Here is a 23,755-nt window from a genome sequence, read left to right as displayed (position 1 = left end):
GCTGCCGCGTGATGACGGGCATGTTACTGCCCGGTCACTTTACACTGTGCGCCTTACCAGCAACTTCCGGCAGCCTTTCGGGGCGCCCATGAGGATCCACGATGTTCAGACTGGCCGACGCCACGCCCATTGCCACCGGCCATGTCCGTGAGGTGTACCAGCACCCGGACGACGAAAACCTCCTTGTGAAAGTGATTTCCAGCGCCTCCATCGAAACGCGATGGAACCAGGCCCCCTGGTACCGGCGGCTCGCCCGCTGCGGCCCCTACAAGGATTTCGTGCGTGAGTTCCGCGAGTACGTCACCAGTGTCTATGTAGGCGGCTACGAGACCTCCCCCATCGCCCGCGTCGTCGGCCTGGAAATGACCGATATCGGCTTGGGCCAGGTCGTGGAGAAGGTGCGCACCCCGGATGGGCGACTGGCGCCGACCCTGCACGACTGGGTCAAGGCCGAGGGGTTCACCGAGCGCACCCGCGCCGAGATGGAAGCGTTCTACGCGCGCCTGCTCAGCCACGATACGATCGCCGCCGACCTGCACGCGTGGAACGTGGTGTACGGCGAAGATTCGCGCGGCGGCCCGCGCCTGGTAATGATCGACGGCTTCGGCGAGAAGAACATCATTCCGCATCAATCGATGAAGCGCTCGCACAATGCCGCCCGCACCAAGAGAAAATACGAGCGCATGCTCAAACGCACGATCGCCGAAGCGCCCAAGACCACGACCTGACGCGACGCCTTTGTAGGAGCGCGCTCCTACAAGGGGGTGCAGCCGGGTTTTGTTGCATCGGCGGGCAGCAGCACGAAATCCACGCGGTTGGCCGTGCCCAGGATGCGCACGTGGTCCTTCACGACGCAGCTATCCAGCGCATCGTCGTTGGCGAAGATGTAGCGATGCGCCGGATCCTCAGCCTGCCATGCGCGTGCATCGGCGAGCTGGTCCGCTGCGGCGCGGGCAAATCCGAATTCGACGACGGGGCGCTTTGCCTGCAGCAGGTTCTCCTCGCGCCAGGCCACCAGGCCCATCTTCCCATCCACACCGATCGCCTCATCGGCCGCCACCATGACTGCCCGTGCGGACTGGTTTTCGTTAAGCAGGGGATACGTGCCGAGAGGCCAGATGATCCAGCCTAGCGCCATGCCGCCCAGCAAGGCTGCCACGCCACGACGCGGCCGGAACACGGCAGCCGCCACGAAATAACCCACACCCACGATGATCACGTACACCCATAGCGCCTGCCCGTGACCCGCCAGTTCGTAGCCTCGGGCGATACGCCGCGCCGCACTGGGCGCGGCGATCAGTGCCCAGGTGCCAGCGGCAGCGAACGCCGCGCCACAGAGGATCGTTAGCCAAAAGGCTACGCGCGGTAGCCAGCGCGTTTTTACGAGTTCCACCACATACGGCGCCATGGCGATCGCCAGCATGGGCAACATCGGCAGGATGTAGATCTCGCGCTTGCCACGCGGGATTGAGAAAAAGATCAGTACGAGGACGCTCCAGGCCAGCGGAATCCATACGCGCGGCTCGCGAAGGCGTAGCGCATCACGCCATGACGGGACCAGGAACGGAACCAGCAGCCAGGTCGGCAACCATCCGATCGCGATCACGCCGAGGAAATACCACGGTGCTTCTTCGTGCTGCCACGAGTTGGCGTAGCGCTCGGCGGTCTGGCGAAACAGGATGTCGTTGACGTACGCGAGATATTCCGGCGCGCGGTGGCCATACGCGGTGGCGAGCATCGGCCCCAGCCACAACGCGATAGCCAGCAGGAACGCCAGCACTCCGCCGGCCCAGCGCCAGCCGTCGCCGCGCGTATGCAGTACGCCAGGCCATCCCCGCGCTCGCACGACAACGTACGGCAAGAGCATGAACAAGGCGATCACGCCCACACCCTTCGTGATAACACCCAGGCCGGCGGCGAAACAGCCAAGCCAGTACATGCGCCAGTTCGGACCACGCAGGCAGTGCAGGAGAATGCCGGTATTGCCCAGCGTGATCCAGAACAGGTTCAGTGGGTCGATCTGTGCGTGGCGCACGACCTCCACGAACGGCATGGACATGAGCACGATGCCCGCAGCGTAAAGCCCCGTGCGTGCATCCCAGAGCCGGCGGCCGAGATGCCACGTGAGCGCCAGGGTGCCGAGGCCTGAGAACAAGGACGTCAGCAGGAAGGCACCGCGCCAGCCACCGGTGAGCCACATCCACGCGGCTTCCGTCCACATCAGCATCGGTGGCTTATCCGAGTACAGCTCCATGCCACGGTGCGGGAACAACCACTGGCCGGATTCGAGCATCTGCTTCGCTACCAGGGCGAAGCGCGGCTCATCCGGCGGCCATGGATCCCGCAAGCCGATGCCAGCGGCAAGCACGACCAACGCGATCAGCATGAACCAGGCGAAGTGCCGCAACGCTCTTTGATCGTCAGTGGAACGCATGCGGCAGCCAGCCCGTAGTCATACGGAGATGCTAGCCCACACTACGTGTCGAAGCCCTTACAGGACCCTTATGAAAGGCTCACTTTGTCGCGATGCGTTCCGGCGTCGGTGGTTGGAACGCCGGATCGCCGAACTGCCACAGCAGGAAGGCGGCGATATCCGCAACATCCGACACATCCTGCGCTGCCGTGTCAGCGAAGTGCCCCGCATCCCGGTTAACACGCAGTAACACGGGGCCACCCCGCGTCGACGCCTGCAGCATCGCGGCCATCTTCGCACCTTGCCAGACAGGCACCCGCGGATCGTTGGCGCCCGCCGTCACCAGCACCGCCGGATACACCGTGCCTTTCGTCACATGGTGGTACGAACTCATCTTGAAGAGCGCATCGGCACCTTCCGGCGTCTTTATCGTTCCGAATTCGGACACGTTGCTTGGACCATTGCTATCGGTTTCATAGCGCAGGGTATCGGACAACGGCACGCCATCGACCACGGCTGCGAACGCCGTGGGGCTCGCGGTTATGGCCCGGCCGATCAGGATCCCACCCGCACTCTGCGACCATGCGCCCATCCTCTTTCGCGACGTGTATCCGTTCTCGACAAGATAGTCGGCGCATGCCAGAAAGTCTTCCCAGGTGTTGTGCTTGGTAGCTTTCTGGCCGGCGAGATGCCAGCGCTCGCCCAGTTCGCCGCCGCCGCGCACGTGCGCATCAGCGTAGACACCGCCTCTCTCGAGCCAGGCATTCATATTGCGCGCGTAGTATGGAAATTCGATCGCACCGTAGGCGCCGTAGCCGGTCAGCAAGGCGGGTGCACTGCCATCGCGACGCAAACCCTTCCGATAGATGATCGATAACGGCACCTGGGTGCCATCCCTGCCTGTGACCATGACCTCCTCGGCCACCAGGTCACGCAGGTCGATGTCGTTGCGCACCGTGAGGCCTGTCGCTTTGACGGAGTTGCGAACCGGGTCATAACGGTACATATCGCCGGGATCGGTCCATGACTGCAGGCGGACCATGACACCGGGTTCACCCTGGTTCGAGGAACTCCTGACGACTTGCAGTTGATCCGGTAACGGCACCTCCTGTGGCTGCGCGTCGTCACCATAAGGCACGCGCAGCATGTGGCCGCGGCCAAGCCGCATGATGTGCACGTACAGGGCATCCGAGGCAGGCACCAGGGCACCGGGGGCTATGGGCTCCCCGGTAGTGATGACATCGTCGCTCTCGGGTACGACCACCTGGGCATGGGCGAGATCAGGTGCCGGTCCTGTGATTCGAAGCAGGCGTCCATTCGGTGCATCGCGGTAGCTCACCAGATAGATCGCGTCATCCCGTGCATAGACATCAGACACCATGTCATCCGTGCCGGCCAGTTTGCGCCACGCCCCACCGCCCTTCGCAGGTCGAATCCAGACATGGATGAACAGGCTGTCCGCCGGGACGACGAAGGCCGTGGCCCACGCGGCGTGGTCAGTTGGCTTGACGATCGGCGCGGCAAAGTCCGCCACCACGATGCCTGATGATGCACCCTGGCCAGCAGCGCGTACGTCGGTCTTCGCGGACGTGCCCAACCGATGGATCATCGCGGTGAGGTGGCGAAGGAGATCTACGTCGGCCGTGCCGGGCGGCAACGTTTCGCGCTGCAAGTAGTAGAACGAGCGGCCGTCGGCGCTGAGGTAGAACATGTCCGTAAAGAGACCCGTCACGGTCTCCGCACGCGCCTTGCCCGTGGTGACGTCATAGAAGTGTGCCGTTCCGATTTCTGCGCCACCCTCTTGCATGACGGCGGCGAGGACCTTGCCGTCCTCGCTGACCCGGTAGTCCATCAGTGAAACATGGTGGCCTTTCCCGACCATGGCTTCGAGATCGATCAAGGTCCGCTCGCGGCCACCCTGCGCCGGCCGCACGACCAGTGCACCCTGGCTTTGCCCGCGCAGGCGCTTGACGAAAAACAGCTTGCCACCTGCCTGGCGGACGTAACTGTTGGAGAACGGTGCCGCGTCGCTGAAGACGCGAACTCGAGCTGCGAAGGCCTCGCGGCCCGGCAAGCCATCCAGCGTCGAACGTGCGTGGCTGGCCTGCGCCTCAAGCCAGGCGCTGGTGTCGGGGGAACTGGCATCTTCCAGCCAGCGGTAGGGATCAACCACGATCCGGCCAAAATAGGTATCGGTCACCGGGTGTTCCGGCGCCAGGGGCGGCGGCGGCGCCGCGACGATCGCCGGCACGAGCAGGCACGACAGGACAAACATCCCATTCCGGCAGTTCATGGCGTATCCCCAGGTTCGCGCCGCCCCGGGGCGCGCCGTGGCGCCAACTATCCCGATCCGCCCGGCTGTCCGCATCCCTCAAGCGGCCGAAGGCGAATCCGGCAAATAGGGGGCCATTTCAATTTTTCGTGGCTGGGACGTCTAGGGTGTTCGCCGGTGCGGATACCGGCGTGCGTCCCTGCCCGTACGCACGCCGGTTCCGCACCGTGCGACCCTATACGCGGAACCCCCTCATGAACGCGGTACCCCAGACGATGGATCCATCCGAGGCGACTGGCGCGCCACGCGGACGACGGGCCGATCAAGTCGTCGCCCTCTTCCGCGAGCACAACGCGGCCCTGGTCGCCTTCCTGCGCGCCCGGCTGAATTCGCTCGCCGATGCCCAGGAAGTTGCCCAGGAGGTGTACCTGAAGCTGCTTACCCTGGATGACGCCACGAAGATCGACTCGCCCCGGGCGTTTCTGTTCCGCGCCGCTTCCAACCTGGCCGTCGACCGCCTGCGGATGCGCAACGTACGCGCCGCTGCCCCGGTCGATCCCGACCTCGATGACTGGCACGTCACGCCCATCCCCGAACAGCACGCCGCCGCCGTGCAACAGTGGCGCGATTTGCGGGTGTCGCTGGACGAGCTGCCCCCGAAGACCAGCCGGGCGTTCGTGATGCATGTGATCGATGGCCGCGATTTCGCGGCTGTCGCCAAAGAAATGAACCTGAGCGAGCGCATGGTGCGCTACCACGTTGGCCATGCCCTGGCGCATTGCCGCGACCGCCGTGACCGTGCGGAGACCCTCTGATGAGTCCTTCGAGCTTCGCCCCCGCCCACCGGATCGAACACGCGGCCGCCGAATGGTGGGCCCGCCTGCGCGACCCGGCACTCCCCGACCAGGCCCTGGCCCAGTGGACCGCCTGGCTGGAAGCCGATCCGCGCCACGCGGAAGCGTTCGACCGCGCCTGCGCGATGGCCGAAACGGCAGCTGCGATGCAGGACGACCAGCGGGCCGACCTCATCGCCCGCTTCGCGCCCCGCGCCAGCACGAACCGGCGTGCGCCGCGACGGACCATGCTCGCCCTCGCCGCCGGCCTGGCCGCGGTCGTGGTCATCGGCAGCGGGCTGTTCCTGGCGTACCGGCATGGTCCGGAAGCGCCGCGCGCCTATGCCAGCGAGCGCGCAGGGCACAGGGATATCGATCTTCCCGATGGCTCCAGTATCGAACTGGGCGGCGCGACGTCGATCACGGCCCGCTATGGCCACGATATCCGCGCGATCGACCTGGATGCCGGCGAAGCCTTCTTCCGGGTCGCCCATGCCGAACGACCCTTCGTGGTGACTGCGGGTCCGCTGCGTATCCGTGACCTGGGTACCGCCTTCAACGTGCGCCGTACCGGCGACCGCGTGACCGTCGCCGTGACCGAGGGCCGCGTGCGCGTATCGCCCTCGGCCGATCAGAGTGATGGGGGCACCGTGGAACTCGGCGCCGGTCGTGAAGTCTCGTTCGACCCTGAGACCAAGGCCATGCGGATCCTCGATATCGACCCGGTTACTGCGACCGCCTGGCGCGAACACCGGCTCGAGTTCGTCAACGAGCCCCTGTCGTCGGTACTGGAGAATGTGAACCGGTACAGTAGCCGCCCGGTCCGCATGACCGACCCGGTACTTTCGCGCCTGACGTTTACTGGCACGGTCCAGGTCGATACCATCGACAGTTGGGTGGCGGCCTTGCCGCGCGTCTTCCCCGTCCGGGTGGATACGTATGCCGACCACCTGGAGCTAACGCGACAAACATCCATGGCGCGGGGTCCAAAACCGCGCTGACCCAACCCGAAGTCGTGGGGCCGCAGGTCTTGCAGCACACCGTTCGCGGGCGCCGGCGCGTAACCACCGGCGCGCTCGCGCTTGCGTTGATGCTAGCGCTCCACCCTGCCCTGGCCGGGGAAGGATCGCCCGCCGGCGAGTCCGGCTCCGTGCTGCCGTTTGCGATCGCCCCGCAGCCCATGGCGACCGCCCTGCTCGCCTGGGGTAAGCAGGCCAACGTCCAGGTATTGACCGCATCTGGCAGTATCGCGAGCTGGCGTTCCACCGGTGCAAGCGGCTTGCTCACGCCCAACGCCGCATTGGACGAACTGCTGGAAGGTACCGATCTCGAGCGCGAATCGTACGACTCGCACACGGTGGTGGTCCGCCAGAAGCAGCAGCCCGACAATGCGGTGCCCGCTCCGGTCGACCCCTATATCGCCTTCGACCCGCACGCCGTCACGCCGTTGGCGACGGTGGATGTCCGCGGCATCCTCGCAGATGATGGGTTCAAGGCCGATACCTCCCGCACCGCCACGCGCACCGAAGCCAACCTCAGCGATGTCCCGCAGTCGATCAGCGTCGTAACCCGCGAGGTCATCGCTTCGCAGCAGGCGGTAAGCATTGGCGATGTGGCCCGCTATGTCGCAGGTGTCCAGTACGTCGATGGGTACGGCGGCTCGCCGCTGTTCCTGATCCGCGGGTTTGATGCCGGCAATGGCATGACGGACGGCATGCCGAATGGCATCGCGCGCACGGACGACCTGCCGCCGCTGATCGGCATCGAGCGGGTCGAAGTCTTGCGCGGCCCCGAAGCGATCCTCGGCGATGCCTCACAGAACAATAATTTCGGCGGCTCGATCAACGTCGTGATGAAGCGGCCACAAGCCGATACCGTACGGACGCTCACCTGGTCGGCGGGCGAATACGATGGCGCGCGCCTGGGCCTGGACCTCGCCGGCAAGCTGTCGAATGACGGCGCGTGGACCTATCGCCTCGTCGCGGCCGGTCAGAGCGGTGAGCGCACCCCACAAGGGCATGGCAACGGACGGGGCGGTTACCTTGCGCCATCGTTCGCCTGGCAGGGCACGGACACCCGGGTGATGGGTGGCCTGGAGTACGTGGACAACCGCGTACCCGGCCCTGAACACACGGTGCTCCTTGGCGCGTCGCTGGCGACGGCGTCGCCCTATCGCGACCTGCCCGACACACCGGACGAATATTCCACGTACCGCACCACGCGAGCCGTGTTCGAGTTCGACCACGACTTCAGCAACGACTGGAGCTTCCATAGCCAGGGCCAGTACGTGCGCCAGCGCAGCGATGGACGTAACTGGTCGTACGTCAATGGAGGTTTCGCGGGTTACCTGACGCCGGTAGCGCGGAGCTTCCGCTACCAGGGAAGCTACTGGACCTGGCAGAACGATCTGCGCACGACGTTCAGCCATGGTGAGACCACGCACACCGTGCTGCTGGGTTTCGACGTGGCCCGGACGCATGCGGGTGACAGCGGCGGCGGCAGCACCGTCGAAACGCTGGAATCGGCTGATACCGATCGTGATGCACAGATCGTCACCACCCCCATCGCCTTCAACCTGGTGACGGGCACACGCATGTCCGGGAAATTCAATTCGCTCGTGGCGCCGGTCACCACCGTACAGAACCTCGGTGGATCGTGGCAGACCAATGCCGGGCTCTATCTGCAGGACCAGGTCGCGATCGGCGAACGCTGGAATGTGCTCGCTGCCGTACGCCGTACCACCTACCAGCTGGATACTCACTGGGAAGATGGCTTGCCGCGCCGCCAGCGCAAATCGCGCTGGGTACCGAAGCTCGGCGTGGTCTACAAACTGGCGCCGACCGTGTCGTTGTATGCGGACACCGCGGTGGGCTTCCAGCCGGATCCGCTACTGGGCAAGGATGGCCAGCCACTACCCGCGGTGACCTCGCGGCAGTTGGAGGTGGGCGGCAAGTTCGATCTCTTCGACCAGCGGGCGCGACTAACGGCTGCGGTTTATCGGATCCACGTCGATCACAGCATCGACCTGGTATCGCCCGAGCCCCCTTACTTCGCCACGCCGGGGCCAGGGCAGACCAATCGCGGCCTGGAACTGGAGTTCAGCGGCAACATCGCGCCGGGCTTCGATGTCCTTGCCAGCCTGACCGAGGCGCGTATCCACAACCACGACGACACCCGGCCCACCGGCTCGCCGAAACACCAGGCTGCCGTATGGGGTAGCTATCGCTTCGGTGGCGGCCCACTGCAAAGCTGGGGCGTGGCCGCGGGCATCCTCGCCCGGAGCCGGAGCCTTGGTCGTACCAGCGCGGAAAATGGCCAGTACTTCGGTATCCCGGGCCAGGCCAGCGTGGAAACCAATGTCACTCGCTACGGTGAGCACTGGCGGCTCACCCTGGGCGTGAAGAATCTCTTCGCCCGCACGCTCTATGCGGTCAATTTCGACGATACGTTCGTGCCGATCCGCCAGGGCCGTACGGTGCTGCTCACCGGTTCCTACGATTTCTGAAACGACTTGAGCACCACTTCGCAAGCCTCGCGCCGGAACGCGTCGCGAGCCGTGTGACCGGTGGGCAGGCCCTGCACGGGTACCTCGTAACAGCCACTCGCACCCGCGACGCCGCCATGCCGACGCCAGAAACGGTCGTAGGCGGCCAGGGTGACACCGGCGCGGCGGTCTTGCGGGTGCTGCGCGACCGAGACGCCACGAATACGCGGCACGCCGTAATACGTGGCGAGGGCGCGAACCACGGCGAGCAAGAGCTCGCGCGGGTGCAATCCACCTGATGCGCGCGTGAAGCCGGTGATCGCCGCCCGCCCGAGGTATGCCCAGGAACCGCGCATCGCCCCGACCAGGATGCCCTCCGCACCGGCGAAGGTCAGCGCGCACGACGAGATCACTTCCTTGTCCGCATTCAACAGGTACAGGCCGAGCTCCCCGCACTGCGCGCTCTCGGGGGCCCGGGCGTGCACATAAGCCACCTGCCCATCGCCGAGAGGGAGCGTCGCCAGGCGCACGTCATGGCCCTTAAGCAGGCGCAGCCGAAGCCGCTCCGGAAACTCGCGAGACACGAAGCGGTAGTGCGCCTCGATAATCCGGGCGCGGTCCACCATGTCGAAGCGACGGGAAATGTAGTGCGGCTGCCAGCGCTCATAGAGCGCGGGATTCACCTCGGCGGCCGCGCGCATATCGCGGGAACGACCCACCAGCCGCAGCCAGGCGGCCTGCCGCGGCAGTGCCCGCAGCGTGCGCCACAAGTAGCGCACGCGGTTCTCCGTGAGCGGGAACCGGTGCCGCTGTGTGGCACGGCGGCGGAAATGCTCGATCATCAGGCGTAGCCCACCGATGTCGGCGGTGGGCGGCGACCAGCCCAGGGGCAGGTCATGGAGCGTGCGGCTGTGGGAGATGCGAGGCTGCATCTCCCTAAGACGTCCGGGGCGCCGAAAATTGAAACGCCGGCTTAGCGGCGCTTGCGCTGGTCGCGCCAGACCACCCAGGCACCGACCAGGGTGAGCAAGGCCAGGGCGTACCAGGTCAGCGCGTACTGGAGGTGGTTATCCGGGAAGGCAATGACTGTCAGGCCGCCCACCGGGGCATCACTCCCATCCGTGCGGCCTGGCGCCGACGCGGCGTCGGCATCCACGAAGTACGGCGCGGCATCGGCCAGGCCGCCGGCCAGGGTGATCGCCGCCACATCGCGCGAGAACCAGCGCCCGCCTGCCGGGTCATTCTTCTGCAGGAACGCGCCTTTGGGCTCGGTCATACGGAGCAGGCCCGTGACCATCGTGTGGCCAGCCGGCCCCGTGGGACAGGTCGCCTTGCCCGCACACCAGCTCGGCGTGACGAAGCCGCGGTTGACCAGCACCACCTCGCCGTTATCACGGCGCAACGGCGTCATCAGCCACGACCCCAGGCCCAGTTCCGTGCTGGCACGCACGCGCACGCTTTTGTCCTGCAGGAACGTGCCCGACAGCTTGACCCGGCGGTACTCATCGCTTTCCGCGGAAACCAGAGCCCACTGGCCGCGGCCGGGCGCATCCACCGGTTGGGCGTGGACGCGGGCATCGACCCGCTCGATCAACTCGTGCTTCCAGGCACGACGGTGGACCTGCCAGGTGCCCAGCGCCACGAACGCAGCGAAGACCACCGCGCCGAACAGGGCGAGCAGGCCCAGAACGAAGACGCCGCGCGAAGGGCGCGGCGTCTCGTGGTCATTTGCCCGTGATGCGCTCAAGGCAGGTTCTTCACCTGCTGGCTCATGTCATGGGACATGCCCGGCATCATATTGGCGTTCATGTGGAACATGACCCAGATCGAACCCGACAGGGTAATCACCACCAGGATCAGGGTGAAGATCAGCGCCAGCATATTCCAGCCACCCTGCGATTTCGTATCCATGTGCAGGAAGTAGATCATGTGCACCACGATCTGGATGGCCGCGAACGAAAGCAGCACCACCGAGATCGTGCGGGTATCCGGGATGACCTTGCCCATGACAAGCCAGAACGGAATGGCGGTAAGCACCACGGCCAGGAAGAAGCCGAGAAGATAACCGCCCAGCGTGCTGTGGCTGACGACTTCGTCGTCGTGGTGGTCGTGATCGTGGTGATCGTGCGATTCAGCGTGCGCGCTCACGGCAGCACTCCCATCAGGTAAACGAAGGTGAAGACACCGATCCAGACCACGTCGAGGAAGTGCCAGAACATGGACAGGCACATGATGCGGCGTTTGTTCGCGCCGGTCAGCCCGTGCTTGCCAACCTGGACCAGCAGCGTGACCAGCCACACGATACCGAAGGTGACGTGCAGGCCGTGGGTGCCGACCAGGGTGAAGAACGAAGAGAGGAACGCGCTGCGCTGCGGGCCGGCACCTTCATGAATCAGGTGCGCGAACTCGTACATTTCAATGCCGAGGAACGCGAGGCCGAACAGGCCGGTGATGATGAGCCAGGCCATCATCGTGCCGCGGCGGTTCTTCTGCATCTCCAGCACGGCAAAGCCGTAGGTGATCGAGGAGAGCAGCAGCATGGTGGTGTTGAGCGCCACCAGCGGCAGTTCGAACAGATCCGCACCCGACGGGCCACCGGCGTAGCTGCGGCCCAGCACGCCATAAACGGCGAACAGGCTGGCGAAGATCAGGCAGTCACTCATCAGGTAGATCCAGAACCCGAGCAGGGTTCCGTTTTCCGGATGGTGGTCCTTGGTCATCCAGAACTGCGTCTGGTTTTCCGCGAGTGCCGCGGACGGGGTAGCGTGCATATCAGACATGGGCGGCAAGCTCTTCCGTGCGGGCGGTCTCGGTACGCTCCACCACGCCAGCGTCGATGTAGTAGTCGCGCTTGTAGTTGAACGTGTGCGTGATGGCGCTGACCAGGATGCCAAGGAACGACAGGCCGGCGATCAGGAACATGTGCCAGATCATTGCGAACCCGAACACGAAGGCAAAGGCGGCGATGACGAAGCCAGCTGCCGTGTTCTTCGGCATGTGGATCGGCAGGTAACCTTCCGTGCGACGGCCCGCGTTGCGCTCCTTCATATCCCACCAGGCATCCGCTTCATGGATGACCGGGGTGAACGCGAAGTTGTATTCCGGCGGCGGCGACGAGGTCGCCCACTCCAGCGTGCGGCCATGCCACGGATCGCCGGTGACATCGCGCAGCTTGTCGCGGTTCTTGATGCTGACGTAGATCTGCACCAGGAACGAACCGATGCCAAGCGCGATGAGGACCGCGCCGAGCGCGGCGATCTGGAACCAGATCTGCAGCGACGGATCTTCAAAGTGGTTCATGCGGCGGGTAACGCCCATGAAACCCAAGACGTACAGCGGCATGAAGGCGACATAGAAGCCGACCAGCCAGAACCAGAACGAGCATTTGCCCCAGAACGCATCCAGGCGGAAGCCAAACGCCTTCGGGAACCAGTAGTTGATACCGGCGAACAGGCCGAAGATAACGCCGCCAATGATCACGTTATGGAAATGCGCGATCAGGAACAGGCTGTTGTGCAGCAGGAAGTCGGCCGGCGGAACCGCCAGCATCACGCCGGTCATGCCGCCGATCACGAACGTGACCATGAAACCCACGGTCCACAGCATCGGCACGTCGAAGTTGATCCGGCCGCGGTACATCGTGAACAGCCAGTTGAAGATCTTCGCGCCCGTCGGGATCGAGATGATCATCGTGGTGATGCCGAAGAACGAGTTGACGCTCGCGCCCGAACCCATGGTGAAGAAGTGGTGCAGCCACACCAGGTACGACAGCACGGTGATCACGACGGTCGCGTACACCATGGAGGCGTAGCCGAACAGGCGCTTCTGGCTGAAGGTGGAAACCACTTCGGAGAACACGCCAAACACCGGCAGCACCAGGATGTAGACCTCGGGGTGGCCCCAGATCCAGATCAGGTTCACGTACATCATGGCGTTGCCGCCGAAGTCGTTCGTGAAGAAGTTGGTACCGGCGTAACGATCCAGCGCCAGCAGGACCAGCACGGCCGTGAGGACCGGGAAGGCAGCGACGATCAGGACGTTGGTGCAGAGCGAGGTCCAGGTGAAGACAGGCATCTTCATCATGGTCATGCCCGGCGCGCGCATCTTCACGATGGTCGCGATCAGGTTGATGCCCGAGAGCGTCGTTCCCACACCGGCCACCTGTAGCGACCATATGTAGTAGTCGACACCGACATCCGGACTCTGTGCCAGGCCGGAGAGCGGCGGGTAGGCCAGCCAGCCGGTGCGGGCGAATTCGCCCACGAACAGCGAGGCCATGACCAGCAGGCCGCCGGCGACCGTCATCCAGAAGCTGAAGTTATTCAGGAACGGGAAGGCCACGTCGCGCGCGCCGATCTGCAGCGGCACCACGTAGTTCATCAGGCCCGTAACCAGCGGCATCGCCACGAAGAAGATCATGATCACGCCGTGGGCGGTGAAGATCTGGTCGTAGTGGTGCGGTGGCAGGAAGCCGGGGTTACCGTTGAAGGCAATGGCCTGCTGGGCACGCATCATCAACGCATCGGCGAAGCCACGCAGCAGCATGACGATGCCGAACACCATGTACATGATGCCGATCTTCTTGTGATCGATGCTGGTGAACCACTCTTTCCAGAGGTAGCCCCACAGCTTGTACTTGGTGATGACCGCCAGTAAGGCGATGCCACCGATCGCCACGCCGGCGAACGTGGCGAGCAGGATGGGCTCGTGGTACGGAATCGCCTCAAGGGTGAGGCGTCCGAAGATCAGTTTGGCTAGATCGGGCGTATTCATTACCGGACTCGGCAAGCTTAAATCGATGGGGGCGACCGCTTAGAGCGGGCGTCCGGCGGGCGTCATGGCTTCACCTGTGGTGCCGCGAGCGGCGCACAGGGCGCCCACGTAGCGGCGACCATCGTCGTTCAGGCCGAGGCGCGAGCGGGTCTTGGCGTCGAGCGAAGTCACGTTGTACGTGCCCACGATGCCCTGCCCACCGGCCTGGTCCAGCGCCATCATGTCACTGGTGCACATGCGGTTGGCTTCGACGCAACGGTTGAGGATGCGGTTGTACAGGTCGCCCGCCACCGAGCCGTAGTAGTGCACCGGCTCGCGTTCGCTCGGCTGCTCCAGCTTCAGGTAGTCATCGCGCTGCAGCGCATCGCCGCTGGCCTTGGCCTTGGCCACCCAGGCGTCGAAATCGCCCTGCGAGAGGCTGTGGAAGCGGAAGCGCATGTCGGAGAAACCGGCGCCGCTGTAGTTCGCCGAGATGCCCTCGAAATCGCCGGTCTTGTTCATCACGGCGTTGAGCTTGGTCTCCATGCCCGGCATGGCGTAGATCATGCCGGCCAGGCTGGGGACGAAGAAGGCATTCATCACGTTCGAGGCGGTGATGTGGAATTCGATCGGGCGATCGACCGGGGCGGCCATCTCGTTGACGGTCGCAATGCCCTGTTCCGGATAGAGGAACAGCCACTTCCAGTCCAGCGCCACGACCTCGACCACCAGCGGCTTGGTGCCGGCGGCGACGGGGCGGGACGGGCCGATCTGGTCGAGCGGGCGGTACGGGTCCAGCTTATGGGTGCTGGTCCAGGTGATCGCGCCCAGGGCGATGATGATGATCAGCGGGGCCGACCAGACGATCAGCTCCAGCACCGTCGAGTGGTTCCAGTCCGGATCGTACTCGGCCTCGGCGGCCTTGCTACCGGCGCGGTACTTCCAGGCGAAGTGCAGGATCAGGAAGATGACCGGGACGATGATGATCAGCATCAGGACGACGGAGATGAAGATCAGGTCGCGCTGCTGCCGGGCGACATCACCGGACGGGGAGAAAAGAACGGCGTCGCAGCCTGACAAAAGCAGGGCCAGGGCGGGGATCAGCAATCCGCGCAACATCTTCATGGACATTCGCATGTGGGAGCTACCGTGGGGACCCGAAAAAATACGCCGAATTTCACGTTAGGACCATAGGACACTTTGTCCCATGGGATCCAAGCCAGACGCCCCCGCCGGGGGTATGCTGTAGCCAAGCACAGTTAGGGAGTTGGTCGATGTCGAGCATTTCACACGCCCCTCACCATGCCGTCGACGTCGCTGAAAACGACGTCCGCCGGCAGCACCAGGCCAGCCATGCGCCGGTGGCGCCCAATGAGATCGCCGTGGGGGTGGTGATCGGCCGGGCCTCTGAATACTTTGACTTTTTCACGTACGGCATCGCCTCCGTATTGGTGTTTCCGTCGGTCTTCTTCCCGTTCCTCAACCAGGTCGATGGCATCCTCCTGGCCTTCACCATCTTCTCGTTTGCCTTTATCGCCCGGCCGTTTGGTACCACGCTTTTCATGGCGATCCAGCGTAATTTCGGCCGGAGCACCAAACTGACGGCCTCGCTGTTCCTGCTGGGCACCTCGACCGTCTGCATCGCGTTCCTGCCGTCCAATACGACCGGCGGCTATACCGTCATCTTCATCCTCGGCCTGCTCCGGTTCTTGCAGGGCATTGCGCTCGGCGGCTCGTGGGATGGCCTGCCCTCCCTGCTGGCCCTGAACGCCCCGAAGAACCGCCGCGGCTGGTTCGCCATGCTCGGCCAGCTCGGCGCGCCGGTGGGCTTCCTGATCGCCGGATCCCTGTTCCTCTTCCTCCATACGCAGCTTTCCCGCGAGGATTTCCTCGACTGGGGCTGGCGCTACCCGTTCTTCGTGGCCTTCGCCATTAACGTGGTCGCCCTGTTCGCCCGCCTGCGCCTGGTGGTTACCGAGGAATACACCCAGGCCCTGGAGGAGTGGGTGCTTGAGCCGATCGGCACGATCGACCTTGTCCATGCGCAGGGTTACAACCTGTTTATCGGTGCCTTCGCCGCCCTGGCCAGCTATGCGCTGTTCCACCTGGTAACGGTGTTCCCGCTTAGCTGGATCGCGATCGACCACTCGCAGAGCATTGATAACGTATTGACCGTACAGATCATTGGCGCGCTCGTCGCGGTGCTGGCCACGGTGGCCTCGGGTGTCATCGCGGACAAGTTCGGGCGCCGTAACACCCTGGGCACCATGGCGATCCTCATCGGCCTGTTTGCCGTCGCGACCCCGTTCCTGCTCGATGGCGGCCGCTTCGCCCAGGATACGTTCCTGGTGCTGGGCTTCGCCCTGCTCGGCCTGTCCTACGGCCAGGCGGCGGGCACGGTCACGTCTAACTTCGAGAAGCGCTACCGCTATACCGGTGCGGCCCTGACCACCGACTTCGCCTGGCTGATCGGCGCGGCCTTCGCCCCCTTGGTGGCGCTTGGCCTGTCGTACCGCTTCGGCCTGATCGCGGTCAGCGCCTACCTGCTCTCGGGCGTGGTCTGCACCCTGCTGGCCCTGCGCATCAACAAGTCGCTGGAGGCCCCGCGGCCCGAGCCGGCGGCGCCGTAAAACACTGAAAGAAAAGGCCCCCGCTTCGGCGGGGGCCTTTTTTGTGTGGCTGGCGGACGGCTACCGGTGAACCGGGTAAGGCCCGTCTTCGAACACTTCATCGTGGTAGCCCTTGGCGCCGATTGCCAGGGCCATGGGGCTGCGGAACTCTGTGCCGCGGCGCAGGCAATCCAGGACGAAGGCAAAATCGCGCTTCGGCTGCCAGCCCAGGTCGCGGACCGCCCGGCGGCTGTCGTAGACGCGATCGAGCGAGGGCAGGAGCTTCCAACCCTTGTCGGCGTATAGCGCATCGACGTCCGGAAACAGCCGGCGCACCACTCCCGCGGCATCGGCGCGCAGCGCCCCGACGTCATCGCGGGTGAACGGCGGCGGGGACGAGATGACATAGCGGCCGAAGCGGAGCGTTGGGGCCTTATCGAGGGCCAGCAGGTGGGCGCCGACGATGTCTTCGATATCGGTCCGGCGGTAGAGCAACTCGTTCGCCTGCATGTTTTGTGTGCTGTACTCGGCACGAACCCCGGCGCTGTCGTCATCTTCTGGAAAGAAGCGCGACGTTCGTAGCACGATCACGGGCAAACCATCCTTGCGGGCGACCAGTTCGCACATGCTCTCGGCGGCGATCTTGGTGGCGCCGTAGATATTCTTCGGGATCGGAACGACGTCCTCATCGATCCATGCGGCGGGCTGGCCAAGGGCGGGCGAGAGGGCCGCGCCAAAGGCACTGGTTGTGCTGGTGAAGACGAAGGCGCCCACGCCGTTCGCCAGCGCCGCCTCCAACAGGGCCACCGTGCCAGCCACGTTGGTATCCACAAACTGGCGCTTGCTGTGCGTGGCGACATGCGGCTTGTGCAAGGTGGCGCTGTGGATCACCCCGGTGGCGCCGGCCATGGCGTCGCGAACAAAGGCTTCGTCCGAGATCGAGCCCACGTGGTCGGTGAAGGCCGACGGCTTGATGTCGATGCCGCGGACCTCGCGTCCCTGGGCCCGCAGCTGGCGCACCAGCGCCTCGCCCAGGTGACCCGCGCTGCCGGTGACCAGGATCGTCATCGGGCCGCCCTCACCACATCAGGTCGTCAGGCACGGCAAACTGTTTATAGAACTCGTCGTCGTCATCGGCCGGGAGTGGGTCGCCTTCCTTGCGGCCGTGGTCGAGCACGATCACGTCGGGCGCCCGGGTGTAGATCTTGTCGGCCGCCAGGCGGGGAATCATCTCGAAGCCCTCGCCGTGACGGACGATGACCAGCATGCCCACCGCCAGCTGGGCTCGCTGCGCATCGCTGGTCAGCACGCTGGTGATCCGTTCGCCATCATTGAAGCGGTAGGGCGTATCGCCATCGCGCTTCACCTTGACCAGATCGACGATCTGCCGGACCTGGGCACGAATCTCCTTCACCTTAGCCTCGGCGTTGCGCTCTGCCGCGAGCGCGCGATCGCGCTCGGCCCGCTCAGCCTGGAGCTGGCGGGTATCGACCTTATCCTCGGCCGGCGCGGCAGGCGCTTTGCCCTGACGCTGCTTCGCCTGCTCGCGCACGGCCTTGGCCAGCTTGTCCTTCTTGACGAGGCCGGCTTTGAGGAGCTGTTCCTGGAGGGGATTACGCATGACGGGGTACCACGATGACGCCGGGGAAGATCCCGAATCATAGCGCTGTCAGAGGTAGCGCACTTCAACCGTGATCGGACGGCGGAACGTGCCACCGCGTACCGTGTCCCGGGTCTCGCGCAGGCGCACGTTGAAGTCGTACCGGCCGCCGGTACGCACCGCGCTCTTCTCCAGTTCGTGACCAGGCGCGATGGTCGCCTTGCTCTCGTCCCCCAGCTCCAGCGCGACGTTTTCAGGGCCGGATAAGCTGAACCACCCGGGATGACCCGGCTCGGCGTCCGCCTCTCTGCCGAAACGAAACCGGACCGCAAGCCCCACCGGGTCACTGCACGATTCCATGTGCAGCGCGAAGGGCACGTTGGTGATCTTACCGGTGAAGGTAATGGTGCCGGTTTCAGCAAATGCCGCCGGAGCAGCCAGGCCTGCTACCAGCAGGGCGGAAGAAATAAGCTTGAGGTTCATCCAATCAACCTTTCTCAAAAGTTACGTAGTCAACGGCCCACCATGGACCGCCGGCCTGGGGTGACACGGGTCACCCCGCGCGACACGTAGCCGGGCCCGTCTACGCGAGCGCTAGAGAAAGTTTGTCGGATTACCCCTACACGGGGATATGGAATTTTCCTCAAAAATTCGAGTTTCTATGTAGGAATTCGGAATAATTGAGAAAATGCTTCAAGGCAGAAAAATCTCAACCTTCCTGCGGAGCGGGCACGTCGCGACGCCGGAACCCACCGCGCGCAAACCACGCCACGACGAGCGGCATGAGGATAAGCGGGATGTTGCTCATCCCTGGAATCCAGAAGGCAAGCGCGAACGACAGCGTCGACATCAGCGGTAGCGCCAGTGTGCGGCGACGCATCGCGGTGATATCGGCGATAGCGACGCCTTCGTGCAGGAACGGCGCACGCAGCGCCGTACGGAAGAGCCGCCATTGCAGCAGCCCTGCGATAAACAGGTTGAGCGAGTAGAACATCTCGGGAATACGCTCCGTGGGATGCGTGCTCATCAGTGCCGAGGAGAACGGCATGAAAGCCACCGACATCAGCAGTGCCAGGTTGCGCCACACGAGCGAGGGGCCGTACTTTTGTAGCATGCCGAAGACGCGATGGTGCGCGGCCCATAGCGCACCGACCACCACGAAGCTCAGGACGAAGCCGAGGAAGTGCGGTATCAGGTGCCCGAGCGCCTCGAGCCAGGCGGCATCATCACCGCCCTTCAGGTCCGGAACCTGGATCTCGATGACCAGCAGCGTGATCGCGATAGCGAACACCGCGTCCGAAAAGAACGTCAGCCGTTCGAGTTGCTGATCCTGCCCATGCGACGACATGCTCGGTCCCCCCGTTTTTTCGTGAGGGCAGATCATCGCCTCGCCGGTGGCCTGGAGGCAACCACCGGCAAGGCGGGGCGGGTCAGTCGAGCGAGGACGCAGGACCGAAGAACTCGTACTTCGCCCTGTGTTCCGGCACGCCCAGGTCGCGCAGTGCGTTGCGGACGCTCTTCATAAAAGGCTTGGGTCCGAGGAAATAAGCATCCATGGCATCGACCGCCGGCAACCAGGCGGCAAGGAGGTCGCGGTCGATGAAACCGGTCGCATGCGGCTCCGGGTCACCGTCACGCGGGGCTTCATAGCAGTAGTAACGCTTGAGGTTCGGGTGATCCGCAGCTAACGCGTCGATCGCATCGCGGAACGCATGCACGCCGCCATGCCGGGCCGCATGGATGAAATGAATGGGGCGCTGCGTGGCCAGCGCCTGCTCCAGCATCGCCAGGGTCGGGGTAATACCGACACCGCCACTGATCAGTACGACGTCACGCTCGCTTTCTTCCAGCGTAAAGTGACCCGCGGGCGGGAACAGCTCCAGGGTATCGCCAACGTGCAGGCGATCGTGCAGGAAGTTCGAGACAGCGCCCCCGGGGTGACGTTTCACGCTGATGCGATAACCCTTGCCGTCGGCAGCGGCGGAGAGCGAGTAGTTGCGGCGCATGTCCTGCCCATCCACGATCACGCGCAGCCCGATGTACTGGCCCGGCGTGTGTGTGTACACCGCGCCGCCATCGACCGGCTCGAAGCGGAACGACGTGATCTCTTCGCTCTCGGAGGTCTTCTCCACCAGCCGGAACGCACGGCCATCGCGCCAGCCACCAGGGGCATCTGCCTGCGCGTCATATATCGTGGCTTCGGCACCGGCCAGGATGTCTGCCAGTTGGCCATAGGCTGCGGCCCACGCATCGATGACCGCATCGGTGGCAACCTCGGCGCCGAGAACCTCGCGGATCGCACGGAGCAGGCAGCCGCCGACGATCGGGTAATGCTCCCGGCGAATGCGCAACGAGACGTGTTTGTTGACGATGACGTTGACCAGGTCACCCAGCGCCTCCAGGTGATCGATGTGCTTCGCATACATCAACACGCCATTTGCGAGCGCGCGGGGCTGCTCACCCGTCAGCTGGTTAGCCTGGTTGAAGTAGGGGCGCACCTCAGGGTTCTCGTCGAGCAGGATCCCGTAGAAATGGGTGGTGAGCGCCTCACCGCCGGCCTCAAGCAGGGGCACGGTCGCGCGGATGATGGCTTTATGTTCCGTGGAGAGCATGGGCTGACCTTCTTGTACTGTCGTTGGGGATGGCCTTTTCCATCCACGACACGTGCCAACCGCCTGCGACCTTCTGGATCAATACCTTATCCGGCAACCGGGTCATAATGACTCGTATAAGCCTCGGGTCGATTCGACCTGGCCGGGAGTCAGAATGACTGCGTCCAACGCCATCCTCGCTTCACTCCTTCCGCTGGTCGACGACCTCGCGCGCGATGTGCCGGAGGCCGAGCGCTTCAGGCGCCTTCTCGAGGCCATGCGCCAGCTGGTGCCTTGCGACGCTAGCGCCTTGCTCCGGCTCGAAGGGGACGAACTGGTCCCGCTTGCCGTGGATGGCCTGAGCCTGGATACGTTGGGCCGCCGCTTTCGCGTGAATGACTACCCGCGTTTCCGCGCACTGCTCGCCCAGGAAGGCCCGACCCTGTTCCCTTCCGATAGCCCGCTCCCCGACCCTTACGATGGCCTGGTCACCGGCGAACCCCACCTCGACGTGCACGACTGCATGGGTTGCCCGCTGCAGGTGGGCGGCCAACCCTGGGGCCTGGTGACGCTGGATGCCCTGGAAGCAGGTCGCTTCGATGCGGCGGACCTGGAAGCATTGCGCGCCTTTGCCAGCCTGGCAGGCGCCACCGTGGCGGCAAGCGATCGCATGCGCGGGCTCGAGCGCGTGGCCGAGCGCGAACGCTCGCGCGCCGAAGGCTTCCGCCTGGCGGCGGGCCAGGCGCCCGCGCGCCGGCTCACCGGCCTCAGTCCCGCGTTCCGTCACCTCACGGAAGACATCGCCACCGTCGCACATAGCGACCTGACGGTGCTGGTGCGCGGAGAAACCGGCACGGGTAAGGAGTTGGTCGCCCAGGCGATCCATGCCGCCTCGTCGCGAGCGGACCGCCCACTGATCGCGGTGAACTGTGCGGCGCTGCCCGAGCAGCTACTGGAAAGCGAGCTGTTCGGCCATGTGCGTGGCGCGTTCTCGGGTGCTACGACGGATCGTCGCGGCAAGTTCGAACTGGCCGACCACGGGACGCTGTTCCTCGATGAGGTCGCCGATCTTTCCCTGGGCGCACAGGCTGCGTTGCTGCGGGTCATGCAGAGCGGCCAACTGCAACGCGTCGGCTCGGATCGCGAGCACCGCGTCGATGTACGTATCATCGCCGCGAGCAACCGCGACCTTGCCGATGAAGTGCGCGCTGGCCGGTGCCGGGCAGACTTCTACCATCGCCTCAGCGTGTATCCGCTCGTGGTGCCTGCGCTGCGCGAGCGTGGCAACGATGTCCTGCTCCTCGCTGGTCGCTTCCTGGAAGAAAGCCGGGCGCGACTGGGGTTGCCGGGGGTTCGCCTCGCGAATGAAGCACAGGCGTTGCTGCTTGCCTGGTCATGGCCTGGCAATGTCCGCGAACTGGAACACACGATCGGCCGCGCGTGCCTGAAAGGCCTGGCCCGCGTTGGCCGGGGCAAGGTGCTTGTCATCGAAACCGGTGACCTGGACCTGGTCGGCCCGATGACACCGCCGGCACCTCATCCGGAGACGCCTCCACGCGGGGCCGACGCCCTGCCCCTGCGCGCGGCACTGGAGCTCTACGAACGCCAGCGTATCGAAGACGCCCTGGCACGCCACGACGGCAACTGGGCCGCTGCGGCGCGCGAGCTGGGCATGGACCGGGCAAACCTGCGTCGCTCTGCGTCCCGCCTGGGCCTCGATTAGCAGCCAGGTTACGCGTATCCGGCAAAATAGCCCGGCTCACGGTCGCGAATCCAACGAGCAGCCCTACCGCCACCGAAAAACGCAACGGTCGCCAAGCGCGTTGCGTCGTCCGCTGTGGTAGCGTCGATCTGCTATTGCTTGCGTTTCCTTTCCTTCTGCCTCTGTACGCCGCCTTGAGTTACCAGCACGCGACCTCCCACATGGATGACCCGACCCTGACGACGCGCGATGCCGCGCGATTGCTTGGCATATCTGTCAGCACGGCACAGAAATGGATCGAAAGTGGCGCCCTGGCCTCATGGAAGACACCGGGTGGCCACCGCCGCATGCGCCAGAGCGCGGTCATCGCCCTGCTCGAAGAACGTACAGCGCTTGCCGCGGACCCGCTGCAGGCGATGTCCGCCGAATTACGCCCTGAGCGGACGCCTGGCTACCCGGTGCCCAGTGACGAAGCGGCGCGCCTTCGCGCGGTAGGTCGAACCGGGCTGCTGGATACGCCAGCGGAGCCAGCCTTCGATCGGATTACCTGGCTCGCCGGGCTCATTACCGGCGCACCGGTCTCACTCATCACCCTGCTCACGTCGCGCCGCCAGTGGTTCAAGTCCCACCACGGCACGACCATGACGGAAACCCCACGCGAGTGGGCGATCTGCGGCCACGCGATCCTTGGCAAGGACATCATGATCGTGGAGGACGCGCGCACCGATGAGCGCTTTCGCGATAACCCGCTGGTTACCGGGCATGAGCCCATCGTATTTTACGCGGGCTGCCCCTTGCGTGGCCCCGATGGCCAGGCTGTTGGCGCGCTTTGCGTGGTCGACCGCGTGCCACGCCAGCTGGACGCAACGCAGAAGCAAGGCCTGCGCGCCCTGGCGGATATCGCCGAGGACGAAATCCGCCTGTACATGGCCGACCACGGACGCCGCTGGGCTTAGCCCGCGGGCGGCGACCACGGGTCGTAGCTGCCGAAGTACCAGAGACGGCCTTCCGGGTCGCGCGCAGAATAGCCCGCGCCGCCATAGTCCTTCTCTTCGTAGTCGTCGATGATCGTCGCGCCGTGAGCTTTGGCGTGTTCGTAGTGAGCCTTAAGGTCCACCACGGTGACGCAAGGACACTGCGTTTCGCGACCGCCGATCTGGTCGGGCTGCACGATGTGCTCCGCGAATGGCGTTTCGTCGATCACCGAGCCGAGCATCAGCATGCCGTCGCCGTAGGTGAGCTGGGCGTGGACGACGAGGTTGGGATTTGTCTCATCGGTGTAGACCGCATGCTCACTGAAGCCGAAGGCATCGCAGAGGAAGCGAATCGCGGCATGGGCGTCGCGGTAGCGCAGGCAGGGGATGATGGTGCTGGGCATGGCGGGGCTCCCTTGGGGGAGCCCTACCTTACCGCGTCTGAAGCCCGGCTGTTGTAGGAGCGCGCTTGCGCGCGATCGGGGTTGCGGCAAGCCCCCATCGCGCGCAAGCGCGCTCCTACAG

At 64.7% G+C, this 23,755-nt stretch carries 21 protein-coding genes; 7 read left to right on the top strand and 14 right to left on the bottom strand.

Going from position 1 to position 23,755, the window contains the following annotated elements; translation table 11 throughout:
* The first annotated feature begins 101 nt into the window (after positions 1-101).
* Positions 102-728, top strand: a complete 627-nt coding sequence (locus tag VGN46_RS02620) for a YrbL family protein (RefSeq protein WP_331640318.1) — start codon at positions 102-104, stop codon at positions 726-728.
* 26 nt (positions 729-754) lie between these two features.
* Here the strand turns inward: VGN46_RS02620 and VGN46_RS02615 are convergent, their stop codons facing one another.
* Both VGN46_RS02615 and VGN46_RS02610 read right to left on the bottom strand, forming a co-directional pair.
* A complete protein-coding gene (locus VGN46_RS02615) occupies positions 755-2,434 on the bottom strand; it encodes a glycosyltransferase family 39 protein (RefSeq protein WP_331640316.1) in 1,680 nt (559 codons plus the stop codon).
* A 79-nt stretch (positions 2,435-2,513) separates the two neighbouring features.
* A complete protein-coding gene (locus VGN46_RS02610; protein WP_331640314.1) occupies positions 2,514-4,706 on the bottom strand; it encodes a prolyl oligopeptidase family serine peptidase in 2,193 nt (730 codons plus the stop codon).
* A 233-nt stretch (positions 4,707-4,939) separates the two neighbouring features.
* On the opposite strand from VGN46_RS02610, the gene VGN46_RS02605 reads away from it, so the two are divergent.
* The 3 genes from VGN46_RS02605 (at position 4,940) to VGN46_RS02595 (ending at position 9,023) form a co-directional block, all read left to right on the top strand.
* Positions 4,940-5,500 (top strand): RNA polymerase sigma factor, encoded by a 561-nt coding sequence (locus VGN46_RS02605; RefSeq protein WP_331640313.1) that lies wholly within the window; start codon positions 4,940-4,942, stop codon positions 5,498-5,500.
* On the top strand, positions 5,500-6,519 hold the full coding sequence (locus tag VGN46_RS02600) for a FecR family protein (RefSeq protein WP_331640311.1): 1,020 nt from the start codon (positions 5,500-5,502) through the stop codon (positions 6,517-6,519). The genes VGN46_RS02605 and VGN46_RS02600 overlap by 1 nt, the downstream gene beginning before the upstream one ends.
* Positions 6,520-6,608: 89 nt before the next feature.
* Positions 6,609-9,023, top strand: a complete 2,415-nt coding sequence (locus tag VGN46_RS02595; RefSeq protein WP_331640309.1) for a TonB-dependent receptor — start codon at positions 6,609-6,611, stop codon at positions 9,021-9,023.
* Here VGN46_RS02595 and VGN46_RS02590 read toward each other — a convergent pair.
* The 6 genes from VGN46_RS02590 to cyoA form a co-directional block, all read right to left on the bottom strand.
* Positions 9,011-9,934 (bottom strand): DUF535 family protein, encoded by a 924-nt coding sequence (locus VGN46_RS02590; protein WP_331640307.1) that lies wholly within the window; start codon positions 9,932-9,934, stop codon positions 9,011-9,013. The genes VGN46_RS02595 and VGN46_RS02590 overlap by 13 nt on opposite strands.
* A gap of 41 nt (positions 9,935-9,975) precedes the next feature.
* Positions 9,976-10,749, bottom strand: coding sequence for an SURF1 family protein (locus VGN46_RS02585; protein ID WP_331640305.1), 774 nt, complete (start codon positions 10,747-10,749; stop codon positions 9,976-9,978).
* Positions 10,746-11,150, bottom strand: coding sequence for a cytochrome o ubiquinol oxidase subunit IV (gene cyoD, locus VGN46_RS02580; protein ID WP_331640303.1), 405 nt, complete (start codon positions 11,148-11,150; stop codon positions 10,746-10,748). Before cyoD ends, VGN46_RS02585 begins: the two co-directional genes overlap by 4 nt.
* On the bottom strand, positions 11,147-11,773 hold the full coding sequence (gene cyoC / locus VGN46_RS02575; protein WP_331640407.1) for a cytochrome o ubiquinol oxidase subunit III: 627 nt from the start codon (positions 11,771-11,773) through the stop codon (positions 11,147-11,149). Before cyoC ends, cyoD begins: the two co-directional genes overlap by 4 nt.
* 1 nt (position 11,774) lies before the next feature.
* Entirely contained in the window at positions 11,775-13,748 is a 1,974-nt protein-coding gene (gene cyoB, locus VGN46_RS02570) for a cytochrome o ubiquinol oxidase subunit I (protein ID WP_331640405.1), read from the bottom strand.
* A 66-nt stretch (positions 13,749-13,814) separates the two neighbouring features.
* Positions 13,815-14,891, bottom strand: coding sequence for a ubiquinol oxidase subunit II (gene cyoA / locus VGN46_RS02565; protein ID WP_331640301.1), 1,077 nt, complete (start codon positions 14,889-14,891; stop codon positions 13,815-13,817).
* Positions 14,892-15,028: 137 nt separating this feature from the next.
* Here cyoA and VGN46_RS02560 point away from each other — a divergent pair, with 137 nt between their 5' ends.
* A complete protein-coding gene (locus VGN46_RS02560; protein ID WP_331640299.1) occupies positions 15,029-16,384 on the top strand; it encodes an MFS transporter in 1,356 nt (451 codons plus the stop codon).
* Between the two features lie 60 nt (positions 16,385-16,444).
* Here VGN46_RS02560 and VGN46_RS02555 read toward each other — a convergent pair whose 3' ends face one another.
* The 5 genes from VGN46_RS02555 to hmpA all read right to left on the bottom strand — a co-directional run bounded on the left by VGN46_RS02555 (position 16,445) and on the right by hmpA (position 20,575).
* Positions 16,445-17,431 carry an NAD(P)-dependent oxidoreductase gene (locus tag VGN46_RS02555; RefSeq protein WP_331640297.1) on the bottom strand — a complete coding sequence of 329 codons (987 nt, stop codon included), beginning with the start codon at positions 17,429-17,431 and terminating at the stop codon, positions 16,445-16,447.
* 10 nt (positions 17,432-17,441) lie between these two features.
* Positions 17,442-17,984, bottom strand: a complete 543-nt coding sequence (locus tag VGN46_RS02550) for a DUF2058 domain-containing protein (RefSeq protein ID WP_331640295.1) — start codon at positions 17,982-17,984, stop codon at positions 17,442-17,444.
* Between the two features lie 48 nt (positions 17,985-18,032).
* Positions 18,033-18,446, bottom strand: a complete 414-nt coding sequence (locus VGN46_RS02545; protein ID WP_331640293.1) for a hypothetical protein — start codon at positions 18,444-18,446, stop codon at positions 18,033-18,035.
* A 226-nt stretch (positions 18,447-18,672) separates the two neighbouring features.
* Positions 18,673-19,311, bottom strand: coding sequence for a TMEM175 family protein (locus VGN46_RS02540; protein ID WP_331640291.1), 639 nt, complete (start codon positions 19,309-19,311; stop codon positions 18,673-18,675).
* A gap of 82 nt (positions 19,312-19,393) precedes the next feature.
* Complete coding sequence (hmpA, locus tag VGN46_RS02535) at positions 19,394-20,575, bottom strand: NO-inducible flavohemoprotein (protein ID WP_331640289.1); 1,182 nt, start codon at positions 20,573-20,575, stop codon at positions 19,394-19,396.
* Between the two features lie 154 nt (positions 20,576-20,729).
* On the opposite strand from hmpA, the gene norR reads away from it, so the two are divergent.
* Both norR and VGN46_RS02525 read left to right on the top strand, forming a co-directional pair.
* Positions 20,730-22,277 (top strand): nitric oxide reductase transcriptional regulator NorR, encoded by a 1,548-nt coding sequence (gene norR, locus VGN46_RS02530; protein ID WP_331640287.1) that lies wholly within the window; start codon positions 20,730-20,732, stop codon positions 22,275-22,277.
* A gap of 200 nt (positions 22,278-22,477) precedes the next feature.
* Positions 22,478-23,212 carry a helix-turn-helix domain-containing protein gene (locus tag VGN46_RS02525; protein ID WP_331640285.1) on the top strand — a complete coding sequence of 245 codons (735 nt, stop codon included), beginning with the start codon at positions 22,478-22,480 and terminating at the stop codon, positions 23,210-23,212.
* Here the strand turns inward: VGN46_RS02525 and VGN46_RS02520 are convergent.
* A complete protein-coding gene (locus tag VGN46_RS02520; RefSeq protein WP_331640283.1) occupies positions 23,209-23,634 on the bottom strand; it encodes a VOC family protein in 426 nt (141 codons plus the stop codon). The genes VGN46_RS02525 and VGN46_RS02520 overlap by 4 nt on opposite strands.
* Between the last annotated feature and the right edge of the window lie 121 nt (positions 23,635-23,755).

Source organism: Luteibacter sp., from assembly GCF_036500425.1.
In the GTDB taxonomy this organism is placed as follows: domain Bacteria; phylum Pseudomonadota; class Gammaproteobacteria; order Xanthomonadales; family Rhodanobacteraceae; genus Luteibacter.
This window is presented reverse-complemented; position numbering and strand designations above follow the sequence as displayed.